At 37.4% G+C, this 20,261-nt stretch carries 16 protein-coding genes; 4 read left to right on the plus strand and 12 right to left on the minus strand.

Translation table 11 applies throughout. The annotated features are described in order from the left end of the window. Nucleotides 1-50: 50 nt before the first annotated feature. Complete coding sequence (locus LVD16_RS14900) at nucleotides 51-1,124, minus strand: M57 family metalloprotease (RefSeq protein WP_233769064.1); 1,074 nt, start codon at nucleotides 1,122-1,124, stop codon at nucleotides 51-53. A gap of 262 nt (nucleotides 1,125-1,386) precedes the next feature. Here LVD16_RS14900 and LVD16_RS14905 point away from each other — a divergent pair, with 262 nt between their 5' ends. The 3 genes from LVD16_RS14905 to LVD16_RS14915 all read left to right on the plus strand — a co-directional run bounded on the left by LVD16_RS14905 (nucleotide 1,387) and on the right by LVD16_RS14915 (nucleotide 4,732). Beyond that, nucleotides 1,387-2,673: an acetyl-CoA hydrolase/transferase family protein gene (locus tag LVD16_RS14905; RefSeq protein WP_233769065.1), complete on the plus strand. Its 1,287-nt coding sequence runs from the start codon at nucleotides 1,387-1,389 to the stop codon at nucleotides 2,671-2,673. Nucleotides 2,674-2,890: 217 nt separating this feature from the next. Continuing rightward, complete coding sequence (locus LVD16_RS14910; RefSeq protein ID WP_233769066.1) at nucleotides 2,891-3,442, plus strand: YceI family protein; 552 nt, start codon at nucleotides 2,891-2,893, stop codon at nucleotides 3,440-3,442. A 30-nt stretch (nucleotides 3,443-3,472) separates the two neighbouring features. Continuing rightward, the gene (locus LVD16_RS14915) at nucleotides 3,473-4,732 is read left to right on the plus strand and encodes a hypothetical protein (RefSeq protein WP_233769067.1); all 1,260 of its coding nucleotides are present in this window, start codon (nucleotides 3,473-3,475) and stop codon (nucleotides 4,730-4,732) included. A gap of 95 nt (nucleotides 4,733-4,827) precedes the next feature. Here the strand turns inward: LVD16_RS14915 and LVD16_RS14920 are convergent, their stop codons facing one another. Together LVD16_RS14920 and LVD16_RS14925 are read right to left on the minus strand one after the other, a co-directional pair. Beyond that, the gene (locus LVD16_RS14920) at nucleotides 4,828-6,345 is read right to left on the minus strand and encodes an Ig-like domain-containing protein (protein ID WP_233769068.1); all 1,518 of its coding nucleotides are present in this window, start codon (nucleotides 6,343-6,345) and stop codon (nucleotides 4,828-4,830) included. Between the two features lie 155 nt (nucleotides 6,346-6,500). Then, nucleotides 6,501-8,024, minus strand: a complete 1,524-nt coding sequence (locus LVD16_RS14925) for an Ig-like domain-containing protein (RefSeq protein ID WP_233769069.1) — start codon at nucleotides 8,022-8,024, stop codon at nucleotides 6,501-6,503. Nucleotides 8,025-8,240: 216 nt separating this feature from the next. Here LVD16_RS14925 and LVD16_RS14930 point away from each other — a divergent pair, with 216 nt between their 5' ends. Next, nucleotides 8,241-9,812: a carboxylesterase/lipase family protein gene (locus LVD16_RS14930; RefSeq protein WP_233769070.1), complete on the plus strand. Its 1,572-nt coding sequence runs from the start codon at nucleotides 8,241-8,243 to the stop codon at nucleotides 9,810-9,812. Between the two features lie 93 nt (nucleotides 9,813-9,905). Here LVD16_RS14930 and LVD16_RS14935 read toward each other — a convergent pair whose 3' ends face one another. The 9 genes from LVD16_RS14935 to LVD16_RS14975 all read right to left on the minus strand — a co-directional run bounded on the left by LVD16_RS14935 (nucleotide 9,906) and on the right by LVD16_RS14975 (nucleotide 20,216). Continuing rightward, nucleotides 9,906-10,823: a hypothetical protein gene (locus tag LVD16_RS14935; RefSeq protein ID WP_233769071.1), complete on the minus strand. Its 918-nt coding sequence runs from the start codon at nucleotides 10,821-10,823 to the stop codon at nucleotides 9,906-9,908. Nucleotides 10,824-11,431: 608 nt separating this feature from the next. After that, a complete protein-coding gene (locus LVD16_RS14940) occupies nucleotides 11,432-12,922 on the minus strand; it encodes an Ig-like domain-containing protein (RefSeq protein WP_233769072.1) in 1,491 nt (496 codons plus the stop codon). A 195-nt stretch (nucleotides 12,923-13,117) separates the two neighbouring features. Further along, nucleotides 13,118-13,432 (minus strand): hypothetical protein, encoded by a 315-nt coding sequence (locus tag LVD16_RS14945; RefSeq protein ID WP_233769073.1) that lies wholly within the window; start codon nucleotides 13,430-13,432, stop codon nucleotides 13,118-13,120. Further along, entirely contained in the window at nucleotides 13,432-14,583 is a 1,152-nt protein-coding gene (locus LVD16_RS14950; RefSeq protein ID WP_233769074.1) for an Ig-like domain-containing protein, read from the minus strand. Before LVD16_RS14950 ends, LVD16_RS14945 begins: the two co-directional genes overlap by 1 nt. A 145-nt stretch (nucleotides 14,584-14,728) precedes the next feature. Next, nucleotides 14,729-15,109 (minus strand): ribosomal maturation YjgA family protein, encoded by a 381-nt coding sequence (locus LVD16_RS14955; RefSeq protein ID WP_233769075.1) that lies wholly within the window; start codon nucleotides 15,107-15,109, stop codon nucleotides 14,729-14,731. Nucleotides 15,110-15,113: 4 nt separating this feature from the next. Beyond that, entirely contained in the window at nucleotides 15,114-16,058 is a 945-nt protein-coding gene (locus LVD16_RS14960; RefSeq protein WP_233769076.1) for an alpha/beta hydrolase, read from the minus strand. A gap of 6 nt (nucleotides 16,059-16,064) precedes the next feature. Continuing rightward, nucleotides 16,065-16,748: a GOLPH3/VPS74 family protein gene (locus LVD16_RS14965; RefSeq protein ID WP_233769077.1), complete on the minus strand. Its 684-nt coding sequence runs from the start codon at nucleotides 16,746-16,748 to the stop codon at nucleotides 16,065-16,067. A 4-nt stretch (nucleotides 16,749-16,752) separates the two neighbouring features. Then, nucleotides 16,753-18,090: a hypothetical protein gene (locus tag LVD16_RS14970; RefSeq protein ID WP_233769078.1), complete on the minus strand. Its 1,338-nt coding sequence runs from the start codon at nucleotides 18,088-18,090 to the stop codon at nucleotides 16,753-16,755. Nucleotides 18,091-18,092: 2 nt separating this feature from the next. Beyond that, the gene (locus LVD16_RS14975) at nucleotides 18,093-20,216 is read right to left on the minus strand and encodes a hypothetical protein (RefSeq protein ID WP_233769079.1); all 2,124 of its coding nucleotides are present in this window, start codon (nucleotides 20,214-20,216) and stop codon (nucleotides 18,093-18,095) included. Nucleotides 20,217-20,261: the final 45 nt, after the last annotated feature.

The raw sequence follows: 20,261 nt of genomic DNA on the forward strand, positions 1-20,261 counted from the left end.
TAGAAAAGAGGGTGCTCAAATACGTTGAGCATCCTCTTTTTGTTTAGGAATTAAAATGCTTCCACCTTAATAGAAGAGATTCTGTCATTCCAATCATAATTTAACAGACAGCTGATATCTGAAGTAGCATAAGCACCAGCTCCCTGGAAATTATCATGTTCATAGAAAATGATTCTGTAGCCAGCGCTTACTCTGAAGCTAGAGATATCATCATTCACAGTGCCTCTGGCTTGCATTTGTGAAAGGGTGTAAGAACCTACAGGGTATCCTTGTGCAGCGCCACTATAGTTACAGTCTTTGTAAACAGTGACTACATTTCCTGTATTACCTTCAGGGTATAATACTTGCACGGCCACCTGATCATAGTAAGTGAAGCCATTCCATTCTAATACAAATGAATTCATTACTGAGTTAGCGTCTGTAGTAGGCGTTCCTGGTATGATGGCACCGTCAGTTTGGTTAGTGTGAAGCAAACCTATGTTATGTCCCATTTCATGAGCCATAGCAAATAGTTTCATGCCGGCACCCATAGAATTATAATAGGTGTTAATTTCCATGATGCTTCCTGGCGCACCGTTAGATCCTGGTAAAGTAGCTCTGGCCACCCAACCAGCACCATTGTCAGCAAGAGCACTTACTCTGATATTAGCGCTTCCGCTGTTACTCACTACTGACATGTAAAGCTTAGTGCCATTTACAGCATTCCACGCTGCTACGGCATCGTTAATGGCAGTTCTCCAGCTTGAAGGAACTGTGCCATCCATGTAGTACTTTACATTTGTAACGTAGGCATTGCTTACGATGTAAGTACCACGACGCTGCTGTTCTTTACCGTTTTTAGTGAGGCCATCTCTTTTAATGTAATTCTCTACTTCAGTTTTAGAGATCATTACATCTTCGCCGATAACGAACATCTGCCTTTCGTTATTAAAGGCGATTTCTTCTTTTTCAAAACCAGTGCTGGTAAGGAAAACCACATGATCATCAAGCTCTTCACTGAGAACTTCTGGCTTGTTGTTGGGAGCCATTTCTTCCTCCTGATTACAAGAATAAAAGGAGAACATAACAGCTAGAATAGCGAATACGCTCAAGTTCAATCTAAACTTCAATTGTTTAGTTTTCATAATTATTGGATTTAGGTTAAATAAATTGGTAGGTAAATTTACCTATTCGCCTAAACACTTCATCATGCTGAACCTGTCATAAAGGCGAATACCTTACATGCGTTTTATTTTGGGTGAAAAACCGATTTAGTTAAACTTAAAGGAGGGTGCTGATGGATTTCAGTAATTAACCTGACGCTTATCATATTCTGAACTTACCACCCAGTTTAGCTTTGAGGAGCAAAAAGAGATAAACGAATTTTTGATATAACTCATCATGATCATGAAAAATGAATTGAAAATAGTGAGCCCTGAAGAGGCAGTAAAATGCATATCATCTGGAAACAGAATTCTCATTCAGGGAGCTGCCATGACTCCTACAGTTTTGGTAGATGCACTCTGCCAGCGATATAAGGAGTTTGAAAACGTAGAAGTAATACATATGCACACAGAAGGTGAAGCATTATATACTGAAGAACCTTACAGGTCGTCTTTTAAAATCAATAGCTGCTTTGTAGGTAAGAATGTGCGGCAGGCAGTGAACAGTGGTTATGGTGATTATATTCCTATTTTTTTAAGTGAAGTACATCTTTTATTCAGAAGAAATATATTGCCATTAGATGTAGCCATTATTCAGGTTTCGCCACCAGATAAGCATGGCTATTGTTCATTAGGTACATCCGTAGATGTGGTGATACCTGCTTTGGAAACTGCTAAAATGGTTATCGCTCAGGTCAATCCAAGAGTACCAAGAACTCATGGCGACGGCATCATTCATGTGAGCAAAATCGACTTTGCTATTGAAGCTGATGAGCCTATTTATTGTTCCAGCATAAAAACTCCAACTGAGGTTGAAATAGAAATTGGAAGGCACGTGGCTGGTTTAGTGGAGGATGGAGCTACGCTACAGATGGGGATCGGTGGAATTCCTAACGTGGTATTGGCTAATCTGAAAAATCATAAGAGACTGGGTATTCATACAGAAATGTTTTCTGATGGAGTACTTCCATTAGTAGAGGCGGGCGTGATCACTGGTGAGGAAAAGCGTGTGAAGCCAGGGAAAATAGTGAGTTGTTTTGCTGTAGGTTCACAGGCACTCTATGATTTTATGGATGATAACCCATTGGTAGATATGAAAGAAGCGGCGTATACTAATGACACAGCTATCATAAGAAAAAATCCAAAAGTAACAGCTATAAACAGTGCCATTGAAATTGATCTGTGCGGTCAGATATGTGCAGATACTATTGGTAAATTCCAATACTCGGGAGTAGGAGGGCAGATGGATTTTATAAGAGGGGCTTCTTTATCTCCAGGTGGTAAAGCCATCTTTGCTATGCCATCTACAACTAATAAAGGTATATCTAAAATAGTACCTTATTTAAAAGAGGGGGCCGGAGTTACCACTACTCGAGCACATGTACATTACGTAGCTACGGAATATGGTGTGGTTGATCTTTTTGGTCTGAACCTCAAGCAAAGAGCACATGCATTGATATCCATTGCGCATCCTGACCATCGTGAGCAGCTAGAGCGAGAAGCTTTCGAAAGATTTAATGCCATGGTTTAAGAATTCCTTTTCCTTAACTTCCAAAAGGCCTTCCCGGAGAAAATATATCAGGGAAGGCCTTTCTTTTTTATGTTCTCCGAAGCCTCAACTAACTAACTGATATTCATCAGTTTTTTCTCAATTAAGTCTTCTTTTAAATCATCTTAAACTCTGACATCTGTCATATTCTACCCTTGTTTCCTCTCGTAATATTGTATCAACAAAAGCAACGAAGAAGATGAAACGATCTATCTATTTAACCCTGGTATTAAGTCTGGCAGCCTTTGCGGCGATGGCTCAAACCTATACAGTAAGTAATAAAACTTCCAAGCTGGAGGTGTTCGGAACTTCAACATTACATGATTGGGAAATCAAGGCAGAGACAGTGTCAGGAAAAGCGGATTTAACAGTGGATGGTACCAACGTCACTATTAACTCATTGTACTTTCAGCTAAAAGGAGAAACCCTAAAAAGTGGTAAATCTTCTATGGATAAAAACACATATGAGGCCTTAAAAACTGATGATCATCCATGGATTAAGTATCAGCTTAAAACAGCAAAAGCGGAGGGAGGTAAGTTGAGTACTACCGGTACGCTCACCATTGCAGGAGCTTCTAAGCAGGTCCAAATGAACGTAACACCCACTGTAGAAGGAAACAAGGTTTCTTTCAAAGGTAAAATCACTTTTAAAATGAGCGATTTTAAAATCGACCCTCCCACAGCACTTATGGGAACCATTAAAACCGGAGACGAAGTCACTATCAGCTTCGATGTACAGTACACCAAATAACGATCTATCTAATTTAAACACTATATTAAAATGAAAACTTCAATCAAAATAGCATTGGTAGCCTTCCTGGTAAGTTTAGCAGGACTAGGATATGCGCAGGAAAGCAGACAGCTGCAATTTTTCAGACCAGCTGGTCAGGATGGGCTAAACGTTTTTGAAACTGGTAAGCAAGATACAGTGCCTTACACTGGTCTTAAAGTAAGATTAGGAGGTGACTTTGCCATGCAGTTTCAGGGAATAGATCAGGAAAATGCTGGTGACACTTTGGTAGAATTAGGTTCTAACCTTAACTTACCTACCGCTAACCTGAATGTGGATGTTCAGTTATATGACGGTGTTAGAATGCACTTGAGAACGTATTTATCTGCAAGACACCACGAGGAATCTTGGGTGAAAGGTGGTCACATCCAAATGGATAAGTTAGATTTCATTAAACCAGGCTTCTTGGAAGGCTTTATGAAAATAGCAACCATAAGAGTTGGTTTGGATGAGTTTAACTACGGAGATGCTCATTTCAGAAGAACAGATAATGCCAGAGCTATCTATAACCCATTCGTAGGTAACTATATCATGGATGCGTTCTCTACTGAAGCCTTTGGTGAGGTCACTTTGCAAAGCAATGGCTGGTTAGGAGTAATTGGTGTAACTAATGGTAAGCTTAACCAAAATGTGGTAGTGAATGATAACACTGATAACAAGCTTTCTTTCTTCGGTAAACTAGGTTATGACAATCAGTTGAATGATGATTTAAGACTCAGACTTACAGGATCTTGGTACATCAACAAAGGTACAAGTACAGGTGGATATCTTTACGGTGGTGACCGTGGAGGTAGCAGATACTACTCTGTAATGCACACTTTGGTACAAGGTGGTAGCGACTTCGAAGGTAGATTTAACCCAAGATTTGCTGAGCTTACCGCCATTCAGATCAACCCATTCATCCAATATCAGGGACTAGAGTTCTTCGGTATCTATGAAGTAGCCAGCAACGGCGTGGATAATGGTGGGTCTTTCACACAAGTAGCCGGTGAGGTTATCTACAGATTTGGCGGACAAGATCAGCTTTACGTAGGAGGTAGATACAATACTGTAAGTGGTGAGATGGTAGAAAATGGTCCTACTATGAGCATCAACAGAGTGAACATAGGCGGCGGCTGGTACCTTACTAAAAACGTGATGGCAAAAGTAGAATATGTAAGCCAAAAATATGAAGACAACGGCTGGGGTGGTACTAAATACCAGGGCGGAAAATTCAACGGAATAAATATAGAAGCAACAATAGGATTCTAATAAGTAGTAGCTTGTAGGAGCAAAAAGAGGACGCCATTTGGCGTCCTCTTTTGTTTCATTTACATTTCTTACTTAAGCTTACAAATAGACCTATCTCACATGCTTCTTTTTCTACCCTGCGCTGTAGTTAACATATGACTTTCTTTGGCATAGTTTTTCTCCAGATTATTGAGATTGAGATGTGCATTTTCAGAAACCTTTATAAGGTCTAATGCCTCGTTATAGCCATCTATCTCTGCATAATCAATTAAATATAAACTTGATGAAGTCTCAGCGGCCGAAAGCTCAAACTCTTGCAATACTTCTGGTAACTGAAAAGCTGGAAGGGTTTTGTTTGAAGCTTGTGGCAAGTGTAATTCCCAGGAGACCTCTCTGTCAGGCATATAGAATGCTGAACTATAGACGGCTACATCGAAACTTCCGGTGGTACTATAAGTGGTGCTTCCCTCTGTAGTTTCAAATGAGAAGCTAGATTGAATTCCTTTATAAACCATATTATCAAGACCAAAGCTTCTTTGTTCGTAGCTGGTGGTTCTGTTATCAAGTCTTAGTGATAAACTGTAATCATCAAAGGAGTCATCTGGATATTCTATATATGCAGTTTGAAGATAAAAATCCGCTCTGATTTGTGATATAGGGAAGGAATGTTTCTCCTCTGTCAAATATCCCTCCACTGTAATTGTATGCTCAGCATGTTCAGGTAGTGAAAAAGATAGATTTTTATAGGGTTTATTAATTTGGTTAAGATCAATATGATTTTGACCTTCGCTTATGGAAAACATGTTATAACCAAGCTTCTGTCCATTCTGCATTTTAGTTACATAGATTGAAGTTGGACTTTGTTCTATTACTAAGCTCTTGACGTTATACAATTCGTTGATTCCTCGAAAATTCACTAAATTTGAAGCCGCTGAATAGCTGTAGTCTCGGCTGGCATTATCAAATGTGATTTCCGCTTCAAGATAATTAGGGTTTACAGATGCTTCATTTCGAATGGGCAGGGTCCAATGGCTACCTCTTTTTACACTACAATAGGTATAAAGTTCAATATATTCGTCCCCTTGCTTAAATGCTTCAGTGACATAGAAATCAGTTCCATTGAAATCAGAGTTTCGTAGGTGGAGCTCTTCATCTAATGCCAATTCTGCGCTCACTATTACTTCACCCTGCTCGTTAGAAACAAATATATATCCTGAGGTTTCCTCTTTAATATTCTCATTATCAACTGATAATGAAATTAGATCATTTTTAAGAATTACTGTGATCTCCTCTTCTGAAACATTACCAGAAGGGTCCGTGGCTACCACTTTTAAGTTATGGGGGCCATCTGTTAAATCACCAGTAATCCAGTCTCGGGATATAGTTTCTTTATTTTCACTCGCTGCGAGTAATTGATCATCAATAAAAAGTTCTAGAGTGAACACAGAGATATCATCAGTAGCTGAAGCTTGAATATTTACCGTGTTCCACAGTTCATCACCGTCTGACAGGTTGGTAAATGCTACTTCAGGCTTCATATCGTCTATTTCTTCTGGATCATCTGAGCAGGATTGAAATATAACGGCGGTTAAAAAAACTAATAGCTTGATACTATTCGAAAAATGATGGTTCATGTTGGGTGTTTAATCAGAAAGTTTAAAAAGTGGTTTGTGATTTTAAAAGCCGCAAATCTTCATAGTAAAATTTAAATACCGTAATTTTTTCAATTGTTTTTAAATAAGAAAGGGCGCCTGGAGTGGCGCCCTATGTTATAATAATTCAAAGAAGATTATTTTTTTAAATTAAGCCACCTTTCAAACAGAGTAGGCGCTTGAGTATTTCTTTTTTTACCATTTTCTGTATCCAGTGAAAAGTCTATTGCGCTGTGAGTATGCCCCGCCTTAGATTCATTGAAACTATCTGACGTAGTTACGAATTGTAATAGTTCCTCATAACCATTAAGCCCCGAATATTCTTCTAAAGAAATAGACTTGCTATTTTCTGTATTAAGGATATTAAGTGGTTCTAAATGGTCAGGAAGGTGAAATATTGGAACTGTTCGTTCATTGGCTTTGGGGAGAAGCATTTGCCACATTATTCGTTTGTCATTGATGTAGCCATCTACAGAATAATTGATATAATCGAAATTTCCTGAGGAGGAATAGCTAAGGGTATTGTTTTTAATTTCAAAGTTAGAATTGTGGCTAACTTCTTTGACAATCATGTTATCAATACCGTAACTATATTGTCTGTACTGGTAACGGCCTTTACTGTAACTAAATTGTAATTGGTGTTGATCAAAGGCCTCTTCTGCATAAAATAACCTGGTTGACGTTGTGCCTGACTCAATACTTGATTCATTAAATACCTCATATTCATCATTTAATTCTATATCACCGTAAAGGCCCCATATAAAGAGATAATAACTATCATAGTCTGGTAAGTTAAATTCTAAGTTTTTAAAAGGGATATTGACTTCGTCTAAGTCAAGCGTATTCTCACCTTCATTTATGTCAGTGAAGAGACGGTAGGTCAGAGGGTTGTGTTCATTATCAAATTTTACAACATATATTACGCCGGGGTTACTAGACAACTCAACTGTACGAGTATTATTTAATCCCTTCCTGATAAATTCTTCGTTATATCCACTAGTATAGGCTCTGTAATAAACAGATTCCGCGGCATTCTTGAAGGTAATATGAGCCTGAAAGGTATCGTTGCTTTGAGACTTTAACGGCGTTATTCTCCATTCGCGCCCACTTTTTATATCAGAGAATGTATTTAGGAGGCGGTAATTACGTATATCACTATCATAAACTTCAGTGAGGTAAAAAATGGAATCTTCAAATTCACTATTCTTTAAAATTAACTCTTCACCTGCTCTTAGTTCATCACTAACAATGACATTTCCATTCCTATCAGATAGAAATATGTATCCTTTCTGCTCATGAGGAAGTTTAGAGTCAAGTACTTGTAATTTTATTAGGTTGTTTTTGACGTTAACACTAATTTCTTTTTCAGATATATTTCCAGAATTATCAGTTCCTACTACTTTTAAGGTATGAGCTCCATCTTCTAAATCACCTGTATTCCAGTTGCTGGTTATTGTTTCTTGATTCTCTTTTGACGCAATTAATTGATCATCCACTAAAAGTTGAATGCTAGCTATTGAAATGTCATCTATTGCTGATGCCTGAATTTCTATCGTATTCCAAACATTATCTCCTTCAGCAAGATTATTAAATTCTACATCCGGCTTTATGTCATCTACGTCTTTTGGGTCATCAGCGCATGATTGAAATGTTAATATCACTGAAAAACATAATAGCTTTAAATTGCTAGATAAGTAATGGTTCATGTGGTTATAAATAATAAAATTTACATGTAGGTCGCCTCTAAATATGCTTAACGAATTATAGGTAACCTTTAAATATTTATAATAGCCAATGATTACTGGAACACTAACTACTGAAGATTCAACAAGTTTACCAATAATTTTTATCTAACTTTAGCTAAACGCATTTAACTCATGAATAAGCAGATAATCACAACAGTACTATGTTTCATTATATCCATCACTTTCATGCAAGCTCAGAACAATGATGGTGTGCAAGTAAAAATAGCCAACGGAAAGATTGAAGGGTTTCACGATGCTAATATGAAGCTCGATCGGTTCTTCGGTATTCCCTTCGCTCAACCACCGGTTGGCGATTTAAGGTGGAAGGAGCCGCAACCAGTGAAAGATTGGAAAGGTGTTTTAGAAACCAAAAAATTCGGTCCCACACCTATGCAGTTGCCTGCCTGGTGGGACATGATCTTTAGAGCTGATAAAATGAGCGAAGATTGTCTATACCTTAATGTGTGGACACCTTCAGATAGGAAGAAGGCTAATCTACCAGTGCTATTATACTTCTACGGTGGCGGATATGCTTCTGGTGGAGGCTCTGAGGCCAGGTATGATGGAGCTAGAATGGCTCAAGAGGGTATTGTGGTAGTTACGGTGAACTACAGGGTAAATGTATTTGGTTTTATGGCTCATCCTGAATTAAGTCAGGAAGCTTCTTACAAGGCCTCTGGCAACTACGGTTTGTTAGATCAGTTGGCAGGTTTGAAGTGGGTATATGAAAACATAAAGGCCTTTGGTGGCGATCCTAATCATATCACCATTGCAGGAGAGTCGGCAGGATCCATAGCGGTGAGTACTCACATGGCTTCTCCATTATCTAAAGATATGTTGGCAGGAGCAATAGGGGAGAGCGGAGCTGGAATTAACCCAACCTTGCCACCAGTTTCGTTAAAAGAAGGGGAGGATAATGGCAAAGAATTCGTAGAAGCTGCTGGCTATAAGTCGATTAAAGAGATGCGTGCTTTAAGTGCGGAAGAGTTATTGAAACTTTATCAAACCAAAAAGCCAAAATTAGCGCCAGTGGTAGATAATTACTTTTTACCAGATTATTTACCTGAAATTTATGAAGCAGGCCAACAAGCTCAGATACCTCTATTGGTAGGTTGGAACTCTGCTGAACTCAATGGCGAATTTTTGTTGAAACCCCCGTATTCTGAAGAGAACTATAAGAACAAGATCAAAGAGCTTTACCCTGAGAAATATGAGGACGTACTTAAGTTATACGGCTATGGATCTGAAAAAGAAATAGCGCAATCAGCTACAGCACTCATTTCAGATAGATTCATTTCCTATAGCACCTGGAAATGGTTTGATTTACAAAGAAAGCACAGTGATAAGCCTGTTTACAGATATTACTTTGATCAGCCAAGACCAAAGGGAGGTCCAGAGCAAGAGAATCCGAAAGGAGCACCACATGCATCAGAAATACCTTATTGCATGGGAAATCTCTATCTGGTAGATATTTTCAAGTGGACGGAGGATGATCGAAAGACTTCTGATACTATGATGACTTATTTCGCCAATTTCATAAAAACAGGGAACCCAAATGGTGAAGGTGTGCCAGAATGGCCAGTCGCTAAAGCTGATGATAAAACCCCACCCGTAATGATTCTAAAACCGATGTCAGAAATTGAAAATGCCCAACATGATGATAGGTATGAGTTTTTGGATGTGGAATATGGTAATAAGAAATAATGGTATCAAAAAAGAGAGCCACCTTTAAAGTGACTCTCTTTTTTGATAATATTTTAAGGAATTTGCAAAGTCCTCTATCAATTTAAAGAACGGTTACTTTTTTCTTCCCCCTGTATTTTCTGTATTTAATGTTATATCTAGTTTGGCATAACCTTTTTCGGCAGTATACAAATCGTATTGACCATTTTCGGAATTAGAGATGTAATCTTTAAATCCTTGAACACCCTCAAATGAATAGAACTCAGCCAGCTTTAAAGAATAATCAGCCCCGTCATATGTAACGGCATATTTTTCTAATTCCGTTGGTAGTGTTAAAAGCTTGGTAGTTAAATCATTACCTTCTTCTATATAATAAGTCCAATCATAAGAAATGTCATCAGAATAGGCGGAAATGAGTAATCCAATTGACTCAAAACTTCCTTCTGCTGAATAGCTTATCTCAGAGTCATCCCATGTAATACTTCCGGTATATTCTATGCCTGTATAGCCCATTTTATCTATACCATAACCATATTGATAATAATCAGAGTTATCAGTGTGGCTGGAAACTTGAGTATAATAATTATTAAAAACCTCTCCTGGATAATAAATGTCTAATGAAGTAGGCTCTGCATATGATCTATTATTTGAGAAAATAGGGAAAATCGCGTTAGGGTAATCGTTAAGAAAACCTATTATTAAAAGGCTAAATTCATTACTTGTAGGTATAGTGTTAGTGATTATATTGAAACTGTTGTCAACCTCATCTAAGTCCACTTCAATTTCACCAGCAATAATGTCTGTAAAGAGATTAAATGCTAAAAGATGAGTCTCATCTGATTTAGTGACGTATAAAGGACTAGGATTAGCTGTGAGAGGCAATGAAATAGAATTGTTTGATGAAGTTATTCTAGGAGGGAATATAGTTAATGCACCAGTATACGCGTTATAGTAAACATCGTCTTCTGATGCTGCATTGTTGAAGGTAAGATTCGCGCTCTCAGAAGGCTCAGAAATCGGAGGGTAGATCATTTCACTTCGCTCAAATCCTGAAGCCACCCATTACTGACCTCTCTTCATGTTTGTGTAAGTATCTATTTTTACGTAACTATTTTCTGGTTCTTCATAAGCTTCTGTAATATGAAATGAGGAACCATTAAAATTTTCGTTTTTAAAGGTAAAATCACCATCTTGGGTCACCTCTTGGGTCATGATCACTTGTCCCTCTTCATTATAAGTAACCTGGAAATATTATTATTATAAATTAATCATTTAATAGTTATGTAATGGCTTTTACGGAGTGCCGTGATATGCTATTTGGAAGATGTGTGATGATAAAAAAATAAAGACCACCCGTGGGTGGTCTTTGAGCTAGGTTGGATAGCAAAAAAGATAAGTTTGCGTCTCCATATAAGTAACAATGTGATGGGGTTGATCCCCTATATGATTTAGAGAAAGATTAAAAAAAAAAGGCCACCTTTCAGCAGCCCTTGTCACATTTATTAATCAACTACTATTCTTTCTTAGTTAAAAATTGTTCCTGAACAATAACCTACACCTTCTGCACCACTGAATTCCCCTATTGGAAATGATAAAAAAGGCCACAAAATGTAGGTGGCCTTTCTTCTGATGAGGATTTATTAATCGACATTCGCTTGTCTAAATACTGAATAACCTAAGCCCTCAGTATGTTCAGTGTCATAATAACCATAGGTACTAGTGCCTATGAATTCTTTTAGATCTTCATAATTTTCCATATCATCAACATCATAAAAATATCTATTTCCATATTCGGACAAATATTCAGCACCATTCAAACTTTCTGGTATTTCTAATAATGGTATTTCTCTGTTTTCTCCGCCGCTTAATATGTATTCCCAGGGAGTATCATAGCCAGGGTTCTCATTAGTGATGTAAAAAGTTATTTTCATATAATCAAAGCTTCCATCGGCACTATATGAGAACATGTCATCTTTTAGTTCTAAGTTAAAGTTCTGCTCTACTGCATTGATTTCATAGTCATCTATGCCATATGTATACTGGTCAAAGGACGAATATGCATCATACCAAGCAATATGGATTTGGTAATTGTCGAAGGTGTCTCCTGTATATGGAAATGAGGACACAGATTTGTCAGCGGCTCGCTCTGAGCATACTTGCACTCGTTCATTAAAAGAGTCATTATAACCATAGATATAGCACATGGATTTTTGATATTTTGGAAATGAAATATCTACATAATCAAACTCAGAAGTTACCTGTGATAAATCTATGTTAGACCCGTCTACCACGTTATTGTAAAGATGATAAGCTGCCGGTACATATCTACTGTTCTCTTTTATGACTATAAAATCATAAATGCCATCATACGCCGGAATGGTTATTTCATCCCTATTTACATCCCTTAGATTGTAAGCTGTGGAGATTTTGTAATGTGCATTGCTTTCCATGTTTTCAAATTTTACGGTTCTGCTAGATTGCGGATGACGGTGATCGATGGACCGATGACTTACATTCCAGATTTGTCCTCTTTCAATATGTTCATAGGTAATTAATCTTTGTAGATCATCCTCAAATGGACCAAACATTTCTGTTAGGAAAAACTCAGTGCCATCATAACCATTTTGTCTAATTTCAATAGTTTGTCCTGAGGTTATGGTTTGTTCTATAATTATTTTCCCCTCAAGATCAGAAAGAAATACTATTCCGCTTTGCCCACTGTCCATTAAGTCGGCCGCTGATTTTAATGTTACCAAAACATTCTTAATCTCAAAGCTAACTTCTTTTTCGGCCTTATTGCCAGCGTTATCAGTAGCTACCACTTTGATCGTGTGTTGGCCATCTTCATAATCATTTGTGTCCCATTCAGTCTTTATTGAGCCTGTGGTTTCATCAGATTTTAATAGCTCGTTATCCAGATAGAGCTCTATGGATGCTATGGCAATATCATCTGTAGCACTTGCCTGTATAGCCAGGTTATTCCATACTGCTTCATCATTTTCTATTCCTGATATTGTAATTTCTGGGTTTGTGGTGTCTAAAGGTTCGTCACTGTCACCATCATCGCCACAAGATTGAAAAAATAGGGCAGAGCTTAAGGCTGCCAATCGTAAGTAGTTTTTTAAATGCATTTGTTTGTATTGTTTGAAAAATCTATTCCTATTACTCGACAAGTTCATGTAGAAAATCCCCTATACAATTATGAAAAAGTTTTAAAAAAATAAAGGCCACCCGAGAGCAGCCTTTATCCGATTTAACAACCATATCAATATACTGATATGCATCTATGAACTTAGTCTTGATTCTGTGTTAACTCATATTAGTACTTACAAATTTGTGTAATTAAGGATGGTTTTATTTATTTTTAAGTCTCTCACTCCTTGAAGGCCATCATTTGTATTTTCTATTTTTTTCAAAAAGTCTTGATAATCATCTATTCCTTCGATATCATACATTTCATGTCCATACCGCAACAAATTATAGTCTGTAAACTCATCACTAATAATTTGAGGTAATGAGGGAATGATAAATTCATTATTTTCTCCAGTAGGTAAGTTATAGGTCCAGCGAGCTCCGTGGTTCTGACGTTGATATGAAAAATATATGGATATAAATGAAAAAGATCCTGATGTTGAGTACACTAGTTTATTTTCTTCCTGTTTATTGAGAAATCATAATTAACAGTCTGTGGAGAAAAATTGGTCTCGTTTAACCCATAATTGTATTGATTAATCGTTATGTTGTTGGTTGCATGAAAGCTTAATAATGTGAGGTAGTTATCGAAGGCAGATTCAGAATAGTGTAATGCGATGCTATTATTGCTGTTACTGGTTTCTCCTTCTGACAATAGATATTCACTTCCATCTTTTAGCCCAAGCAGCTCTACCTCCCAACGTTGATCTGTAGGAAAGTCTATTGTTTTAATAGAAAGAGGGGTGGTGAAATTACTGTTATCAATTTCAATTGAGTTTTCAAAACTTCCAAATAGCTCACCATAATATGCATTGCCTACTTTTTTAACACAATAGAAGCCAGGTTTATTTGACTGATAACTAATGGGGCTTTGTATTTTTAAATTACTGAAAGTATCAATATAGTAACTGTTTTCCGTTGAAATTTCACAGCTGGTCTCTTCATTGTCAGGGAAATTTTTAAAGGTTATATAAGCTCTTGTATTTTCATCTGAAGCTTCTTGAAAAGTGGGTGATGATAATGTCCAATCGTCACCTCGCTTAAGACCAGTGAACGTGTTTAATATCCATTGATCATCTTTTTTAAAAGCTTCGGTAATATTTAGCGCTTGTCCTGTGAAGTCTTTGCTTCTTAAGATGATGGCAATGTTATTTTCAATATTAGCTTGAGTTATTAGATTGCCATCAGTATCCGATATGAATACAATTCCAGTTATTTCATCTGAAAATAAATCAGAGGGGGTAGATATTGAAAGAAGTGTATTTTTAATTATGAAGTTTATAGCATGCTCAGCCCTGTTTCCGGCTTCATCTGTGGCTACTGCTTTGATAGTGTGCGCTCCGTCTTCTACATCATTAGTATCCCACGTTTTGTTTATAGACGCTGAAGTTTCATCTGATGTGATAAGCTCGTTATCCACATATAATTCGATTTTTGCTACCGCAATATCATCGGTGGCACTTGCTTCCAGATTGATGGTGTTCCAAACTTCATCACCTTCTGTAATTCCCGAAATAGTAATCTCAGGCACTGTTATGTCTTTGGGGCCATCATCATCCCCACAAGACTGAAAAAATACGACAGAGCTTAATGCTGCCAATCTTAGGTAGTTTTTTAAAATGCATTGTGCTAATGTTTAAAAAATTAGTGTTCTTATTAGTGAACAACCTGATGTTTAAAATCCCCTAGTGTTATTCTAAGAAATTTTAATTTTTTTCATCAGCACAAGTGGGAGATGAAGAATGCTAGGCAGTTTTTGCAGTGCCTCTTTTATGCTCAATGAAGATGATGGTAAGAACTCCCAAGGTATACGCAAGCATATCTACCCATTCGAAAGAAACGCCTATTACAATTACTGCCAGGCGATTACCTCTTAAACCTAAGATGTCTACTAAACCAATATACTGCATGAATTCTACGAAATATGAAAATAGTAGTACTCCGATGGCCAGCTTTGTGGCTGGTACATCCAGGAATGATTTTAGAAAGCAATAAATAAGCATAACCACAAGATAATCACCAATATATGGTCTTACAATCCTGTCGTGTACATAGAGGGCAATAACTACTTCAATAAGGAAAATGGCGATAGCGAGAAGAGCGTACTTAAATTGGAATTTGATCATTTTTCTACTTCAAAAACAACTGCATGTTTTCGGTCCATTCTTTTTCATGCTCAAAGACATAAATATTGTGACCAGAGCCCGGAATTATCTTTTTTGTTTTGGGCCCCGCTAAGTTAATGTAAATCTGATCAATTTCTCTTTGTGTTACTCGTACATCATTTTCGCCATACATAAGCAGGGTAGGCGTGGTTATTTCCTTAGCGTAATCTGCAGGATTGTGTTTGAAGCTATTGTAGTCATTAATAAATCCGCCCCAAAACAATAGAATTTTAGACATGGGAAATGTTGGTACTCTGGTGCTTCTAAATCTGGCATTTACCGTTTCTTCCATGGTGCCAAAAGGACATTCTAGTAAAAGTGCCTGAGGCTTAAGGTCATCATAATCCTTCATGGCCTTCATAATGGCTGCAGCGCCCATGGAGTTGCCAAATAAATAAAGATTATCGTCAGGGTAGTTGGCTTGTAAATAGTCATACGCATCTTTTACCTGCACTGCTTCATAATAGCCTATCGAGGTGTGATTGCCTTCGGAGCCACCTGATCCCATGAAGTCGATGAGCAAGGTGTTGTATTTCATTTGGTTGAGGATGTGGGCTTTCTTCACCAGTTGTGATTTATTGCCGATATAACCATGAAACATGATCACAGTGCCAATAGCACTATCCGCAGGGATATACCAGCCCTCTAGCTTGTGATTATAGCTATCAAAATGAACCACTTCATATGGAGTTTCTGGCAGACGGTCATTTTCCGGGCGGGCCAGGTCTATACCTGTGAAAAGCATTTTAATTTTCACGTCCATGGTGCGGTTATCCTTTGGCGCAGACACTTCACCCGAGGTAGAAAAATGAGTAAACTTATAAGCATGAATAGCTGCTATGATATTCATAGCAGCGAAAATGATAAGGGCTGCAATCCCAATTTTTATAAGTAAACTCTTTCTTTTCAATCCTTTTTAACTTGCTGTGCTTGCCGTAACAGCCGCTGTGGTGGCCACTACAGCTATTATGGTGGCAATGGATTCATTAATCTCCTGGATAGCTTGGCTGGTAACCTGACCCATTTTGTCGCTCTCTAGCAGCTGCTTGATCTCTTTCTTGTAGGCTCGTCTATTTTCCTTACCAAAAACTTCCTTGATCAGCCCACTGGCACTTACTAATCCGAGTAACATAACATCCTCGGCATTTGGTTTCAACTGATGTGTCATTATGCTTGCCAACCTCCGTCTTATTTCATTTTCAGGTTGTTGATTCTGAGTAGGGTAGTGGGTAGTAGGGATTATCCAAAGGATCTTGCCCTCTTTTCTTTCTAGTATGTTTAAATCAATGAGTTTATCTAAGCTCTCGTATTTTAGTCTTTTAAATGATGAGCCAAAGTTGTTTACCCAATAACGCAGCTTTTTCTCTTTATTCGAGGCGATAATGATGTCGAGATGCTTGTCTAGCATAATATCACTGGTTGAGGATGAGTCTTTTACCACCACCCGATCATTGTGAAGACCAATTTTCTCTTTCAAAGCAAGTTCCATCATCACCCCGCCAGCAAGCGCATATGGTAATGCAATAGAGTCTGATACAAAGTTTCCTTTATCATCATCCAATGCCAGAAGTGTAAGCTGATCTAATAAATTCAAGTACATGGTGTTATTTTATGAATTGTATAAAAGCATTAACGTCAGTTTCTTTCATTTTGATTTCACCAGTCAGACTTAGAAATCTTTCACTCATATTTACAGGGCTTGCACTATTCAAACTACCAAATATCCTTACAGATGAAATATGACCGAATGAATTGTTTAATATTTTTTTGGTGTCAATTTTTTTAAAATTTGCATCAATACCAATTATATCAGTTGACACAATATTTCCTGTTGGGAAATTTTTTGTATTACCTATGTGCAGGTATTCACCCGTTTGAGTGGCATTTAATTGATAAAGGGGAAAAAAATCTCTGTTAACTACTCCATTAGTTACCACAAGCTTGTCCTCTAGATAATTTAAGAGTTGATTTCCTTTAGTTTTGATCATTAAATCTAGTGACGGTACCGTATCAGTGATTATTTCAGCGGTTTCCACTTTTTCGAAATCATCATTAAACTCATAGGTGATAATGGTATCACTTTGCGTTGTTTGCCCTTTAACTTCCAGGTCTATATAATCGTCATAGTAGGAAAGTAAGCTGTCCCACGAAAAGATGGTGCTATTCCATTCAAAGGTTTTTCCTGCTTCAATGGTTGGTCGGCCAGAAAACCAGATATGGGCCACACTATCTCGGTTAGTTTTTCTTATAGGGTTTGAAGTATTAAACTGAAGGTATCGCTGTAGAAATAGATTGGCTTTAATTTCTAATGAGCCATTTTTGAATGTACCTGTTATCTCAGAACTGTCCGATAGCGCAATGATGTCACTATTGGTAGCTTTTAGGCGTTCTATTTTATAATTACTGGCATCTTTTCTTTCAGTTTCTAGCAGTAAGTCCGCAAGAATGACTTTTACGTTGTCCTTGTTTAATGATATGGCTACAAATAAGCGATCATCGTTGAAAACTAATTGTAAAAGATGATCTTTTGAATAACCATAGATATACTCGTTTTCGAACTCATAATGGTCTATAGATAATCGATTTTGTAAAAAAGACTTAATGTTTACACTATCCTTAATTTTTAAAGAGGTGAAATACGCATCAGGTGCATTATTGAGGTTATAAATGAAGAGATTGGCAGGAATATTAAAGCTGGGAATATCTTCATCCTCATCAGTATCGGTGCTATCAGGGGCAGATTCTCCGAAATAATAACTAGGGTGGCCGATGGCGTTGAGAGCTAACTTCTTGATAATCTGGTCTATATTAACCCTAACAATGACATCAGCATTTTCGGGAATGTGCCTGTAAGACCGTGTTTGCCTAATGGTTAGAAAAAGGTATAAAATAAGAAGCAGCAATAGAATAACTATTGCTGCCCTTTTTAGAAATCTTAACATATTTATCGAGATAAATGGTCAATCAAGTCAATGAGGTAGGTGGTAGCGTCTACGTGCCCTTCAGGTACCTCCATAACGATTTCACTGTGTATCATGTTGTTTTTAATGCGCTCTGATCTAATGTAGAAGTCTGTTGCATTTTCCTGAGCATAATCTAACTTGTTTCTGAATTCTGATTCTCCAGGAGCCATTTTCTCAGGCGAGAAGTCTTCGAAAAGAGCCTTACTTTTAAAGTAAACGGTGTAGTTCCCGGTTTTAATAATTTTCTTATGCTTTTTAGAAACCTTAGTTTTAAAGCTATTAGTTACAATGGCGTTCATGTCTTTTTCTGAAGTACTCATAAAGAAAATGCCGTCTTTGATCATAAAGAAAAGATCCATTGGCATATCTCTTTTGGGTAATTCTACTTTATAAAACCCTGCTGTAGTGGGTGTTATCAAATGTTTTTCTGCCATGTAGCCAATAAGCTTACCTGTAAAGTCAGGTGACTCTGTAGATGCCATCACCAAAAATTCCGGAAGCGGCTCTTTCTTAGTTTTAGTTACTTCTTTGAAGTTATAATCCTCATCATATTCATAGTCAGTGTAAGTCACTTCTTTTTCTCCTACACCAGAAACAAGAAATAGCAAATCACCTTTGATGAGGTCACCAATGGCTTCTTCATCAAGCATTAGGGAGAACAGATCTGTGGCTAGAGACATTTCTGCATCACTTACACCAGCTATGCCTTTATATTGTTCACTTATAATATCAGGATATGCCTTTAAAGCCTTTTCTACATTGATATTGTAGGCTAAATAGCCCAGCAGTTCGTCTTCATTGATATACTTAAAAAACTTCTTATTGATCTTTTGATCGGTAGCTTCCTTATATGCTTTAGCTAAATCCTCTTTTAGCGTGACATCAAAATTCCAATTGGCAGCATCTTCATTGAGCATGAGGTTACATGACATTTCACCATAGTTCATATTGATTTTTGAGTACATGTTCATGATAGGGTTAAAGGAAGCTCCATCATTCATGGTTTTCATTAAAGCACCCATATTTCCTAGCCAGAAGTTAAGTACGGCGCCTTCCTTTACTTGAGTTAAGTATTTTTTGTTGTTCAAAATTGAATTTCCAGAAGGGTAGAAGGCACGCTCTGTGTAGTTAAGAATCCACTGCTTTTCTAGGTATTTCTTTTCGTTATAGTAATCCTTATAGTCCAGATTGCTCAGGTATTTATTCTCTTTAATGCTGAAGCTATCACTGAAGAACGTAGCATTCTTTGCTATGGAAGATGCCTTTTCTCTAAGTTCTTCACTTTCAATAGTAGTTATTGCCTTTTTTAAAGCATCATTTTTTGCTTTAAGAAATTGATCCAGATTGTCGGGGTCAGGTTTACTAATGCTGTCTACCTCGAGTGCTGCAGTACCAATTTCCTTTGACTTAGCCTCTAGTGCTTCAAGGCTTTCTGCAGTTAAACCCTCATTGATCTTCTCAATGAATTCGCCTTGAAATTCATTATACTGATTAAGGTAAAGCTGCAAGGGATAATTAAACATAAAGGGAGGCTGAGCATTTGCTGCCTCTTCTCCATAAACCTCAGCTACTACGGCTTCAGCAGCAGCTTCTTCAGCTTGCTCTACTTTGCCTTCCACACCACTAAAGTCATATCCATAGAAGTAACTGTCTATATAACTGCCAGAGCTTATGATTAGCTTCTGCTCGTCCCAGGTGATATAAGTGGTGCCACCCATCTTTTTGGTAGAGTAATTTCCACTTTTTGCCAGCTCTTCATCATCTTTCATCAAATCTGTGATTATCTGCGATTTATTAAGAGGAAGAATGAAATTGTAGTAAAGAATACTATCTGTAACAGCCATATAGAAGTAGCCAGACTTATGAATATCTACTCCTATAGATTCTAAAGAGTTGATCTCATAGGCAAGTGATTTAGATAGCTTTTCAAAGGCCTTTTTTAAATGAGTAATATCATGCAGTCTCTGAATTACCTGTGGTTTAAATAATTCATCACCATGAATACTGCCAACCATCACGGCATCTGCAGGAATATATTGCCTCAAATCCTGGCTGAAGCCTGCCGTAGATATTAAAAATGTAAGTAGAAAAAGGAGTTTTTTCATTTCAAAAAGTTGATAAAATGTATGTATGCCTGTTATTGTATTCTG

Source organism: Fulvivirga ligni (assembly GCF_021389935.1).
Lineage (GTDB): Bacteria > Bacteroidota > Bacteroidia > Cytophagales > Cyclobacteriaceae > Fulvivirga > Fulvivirga ligni.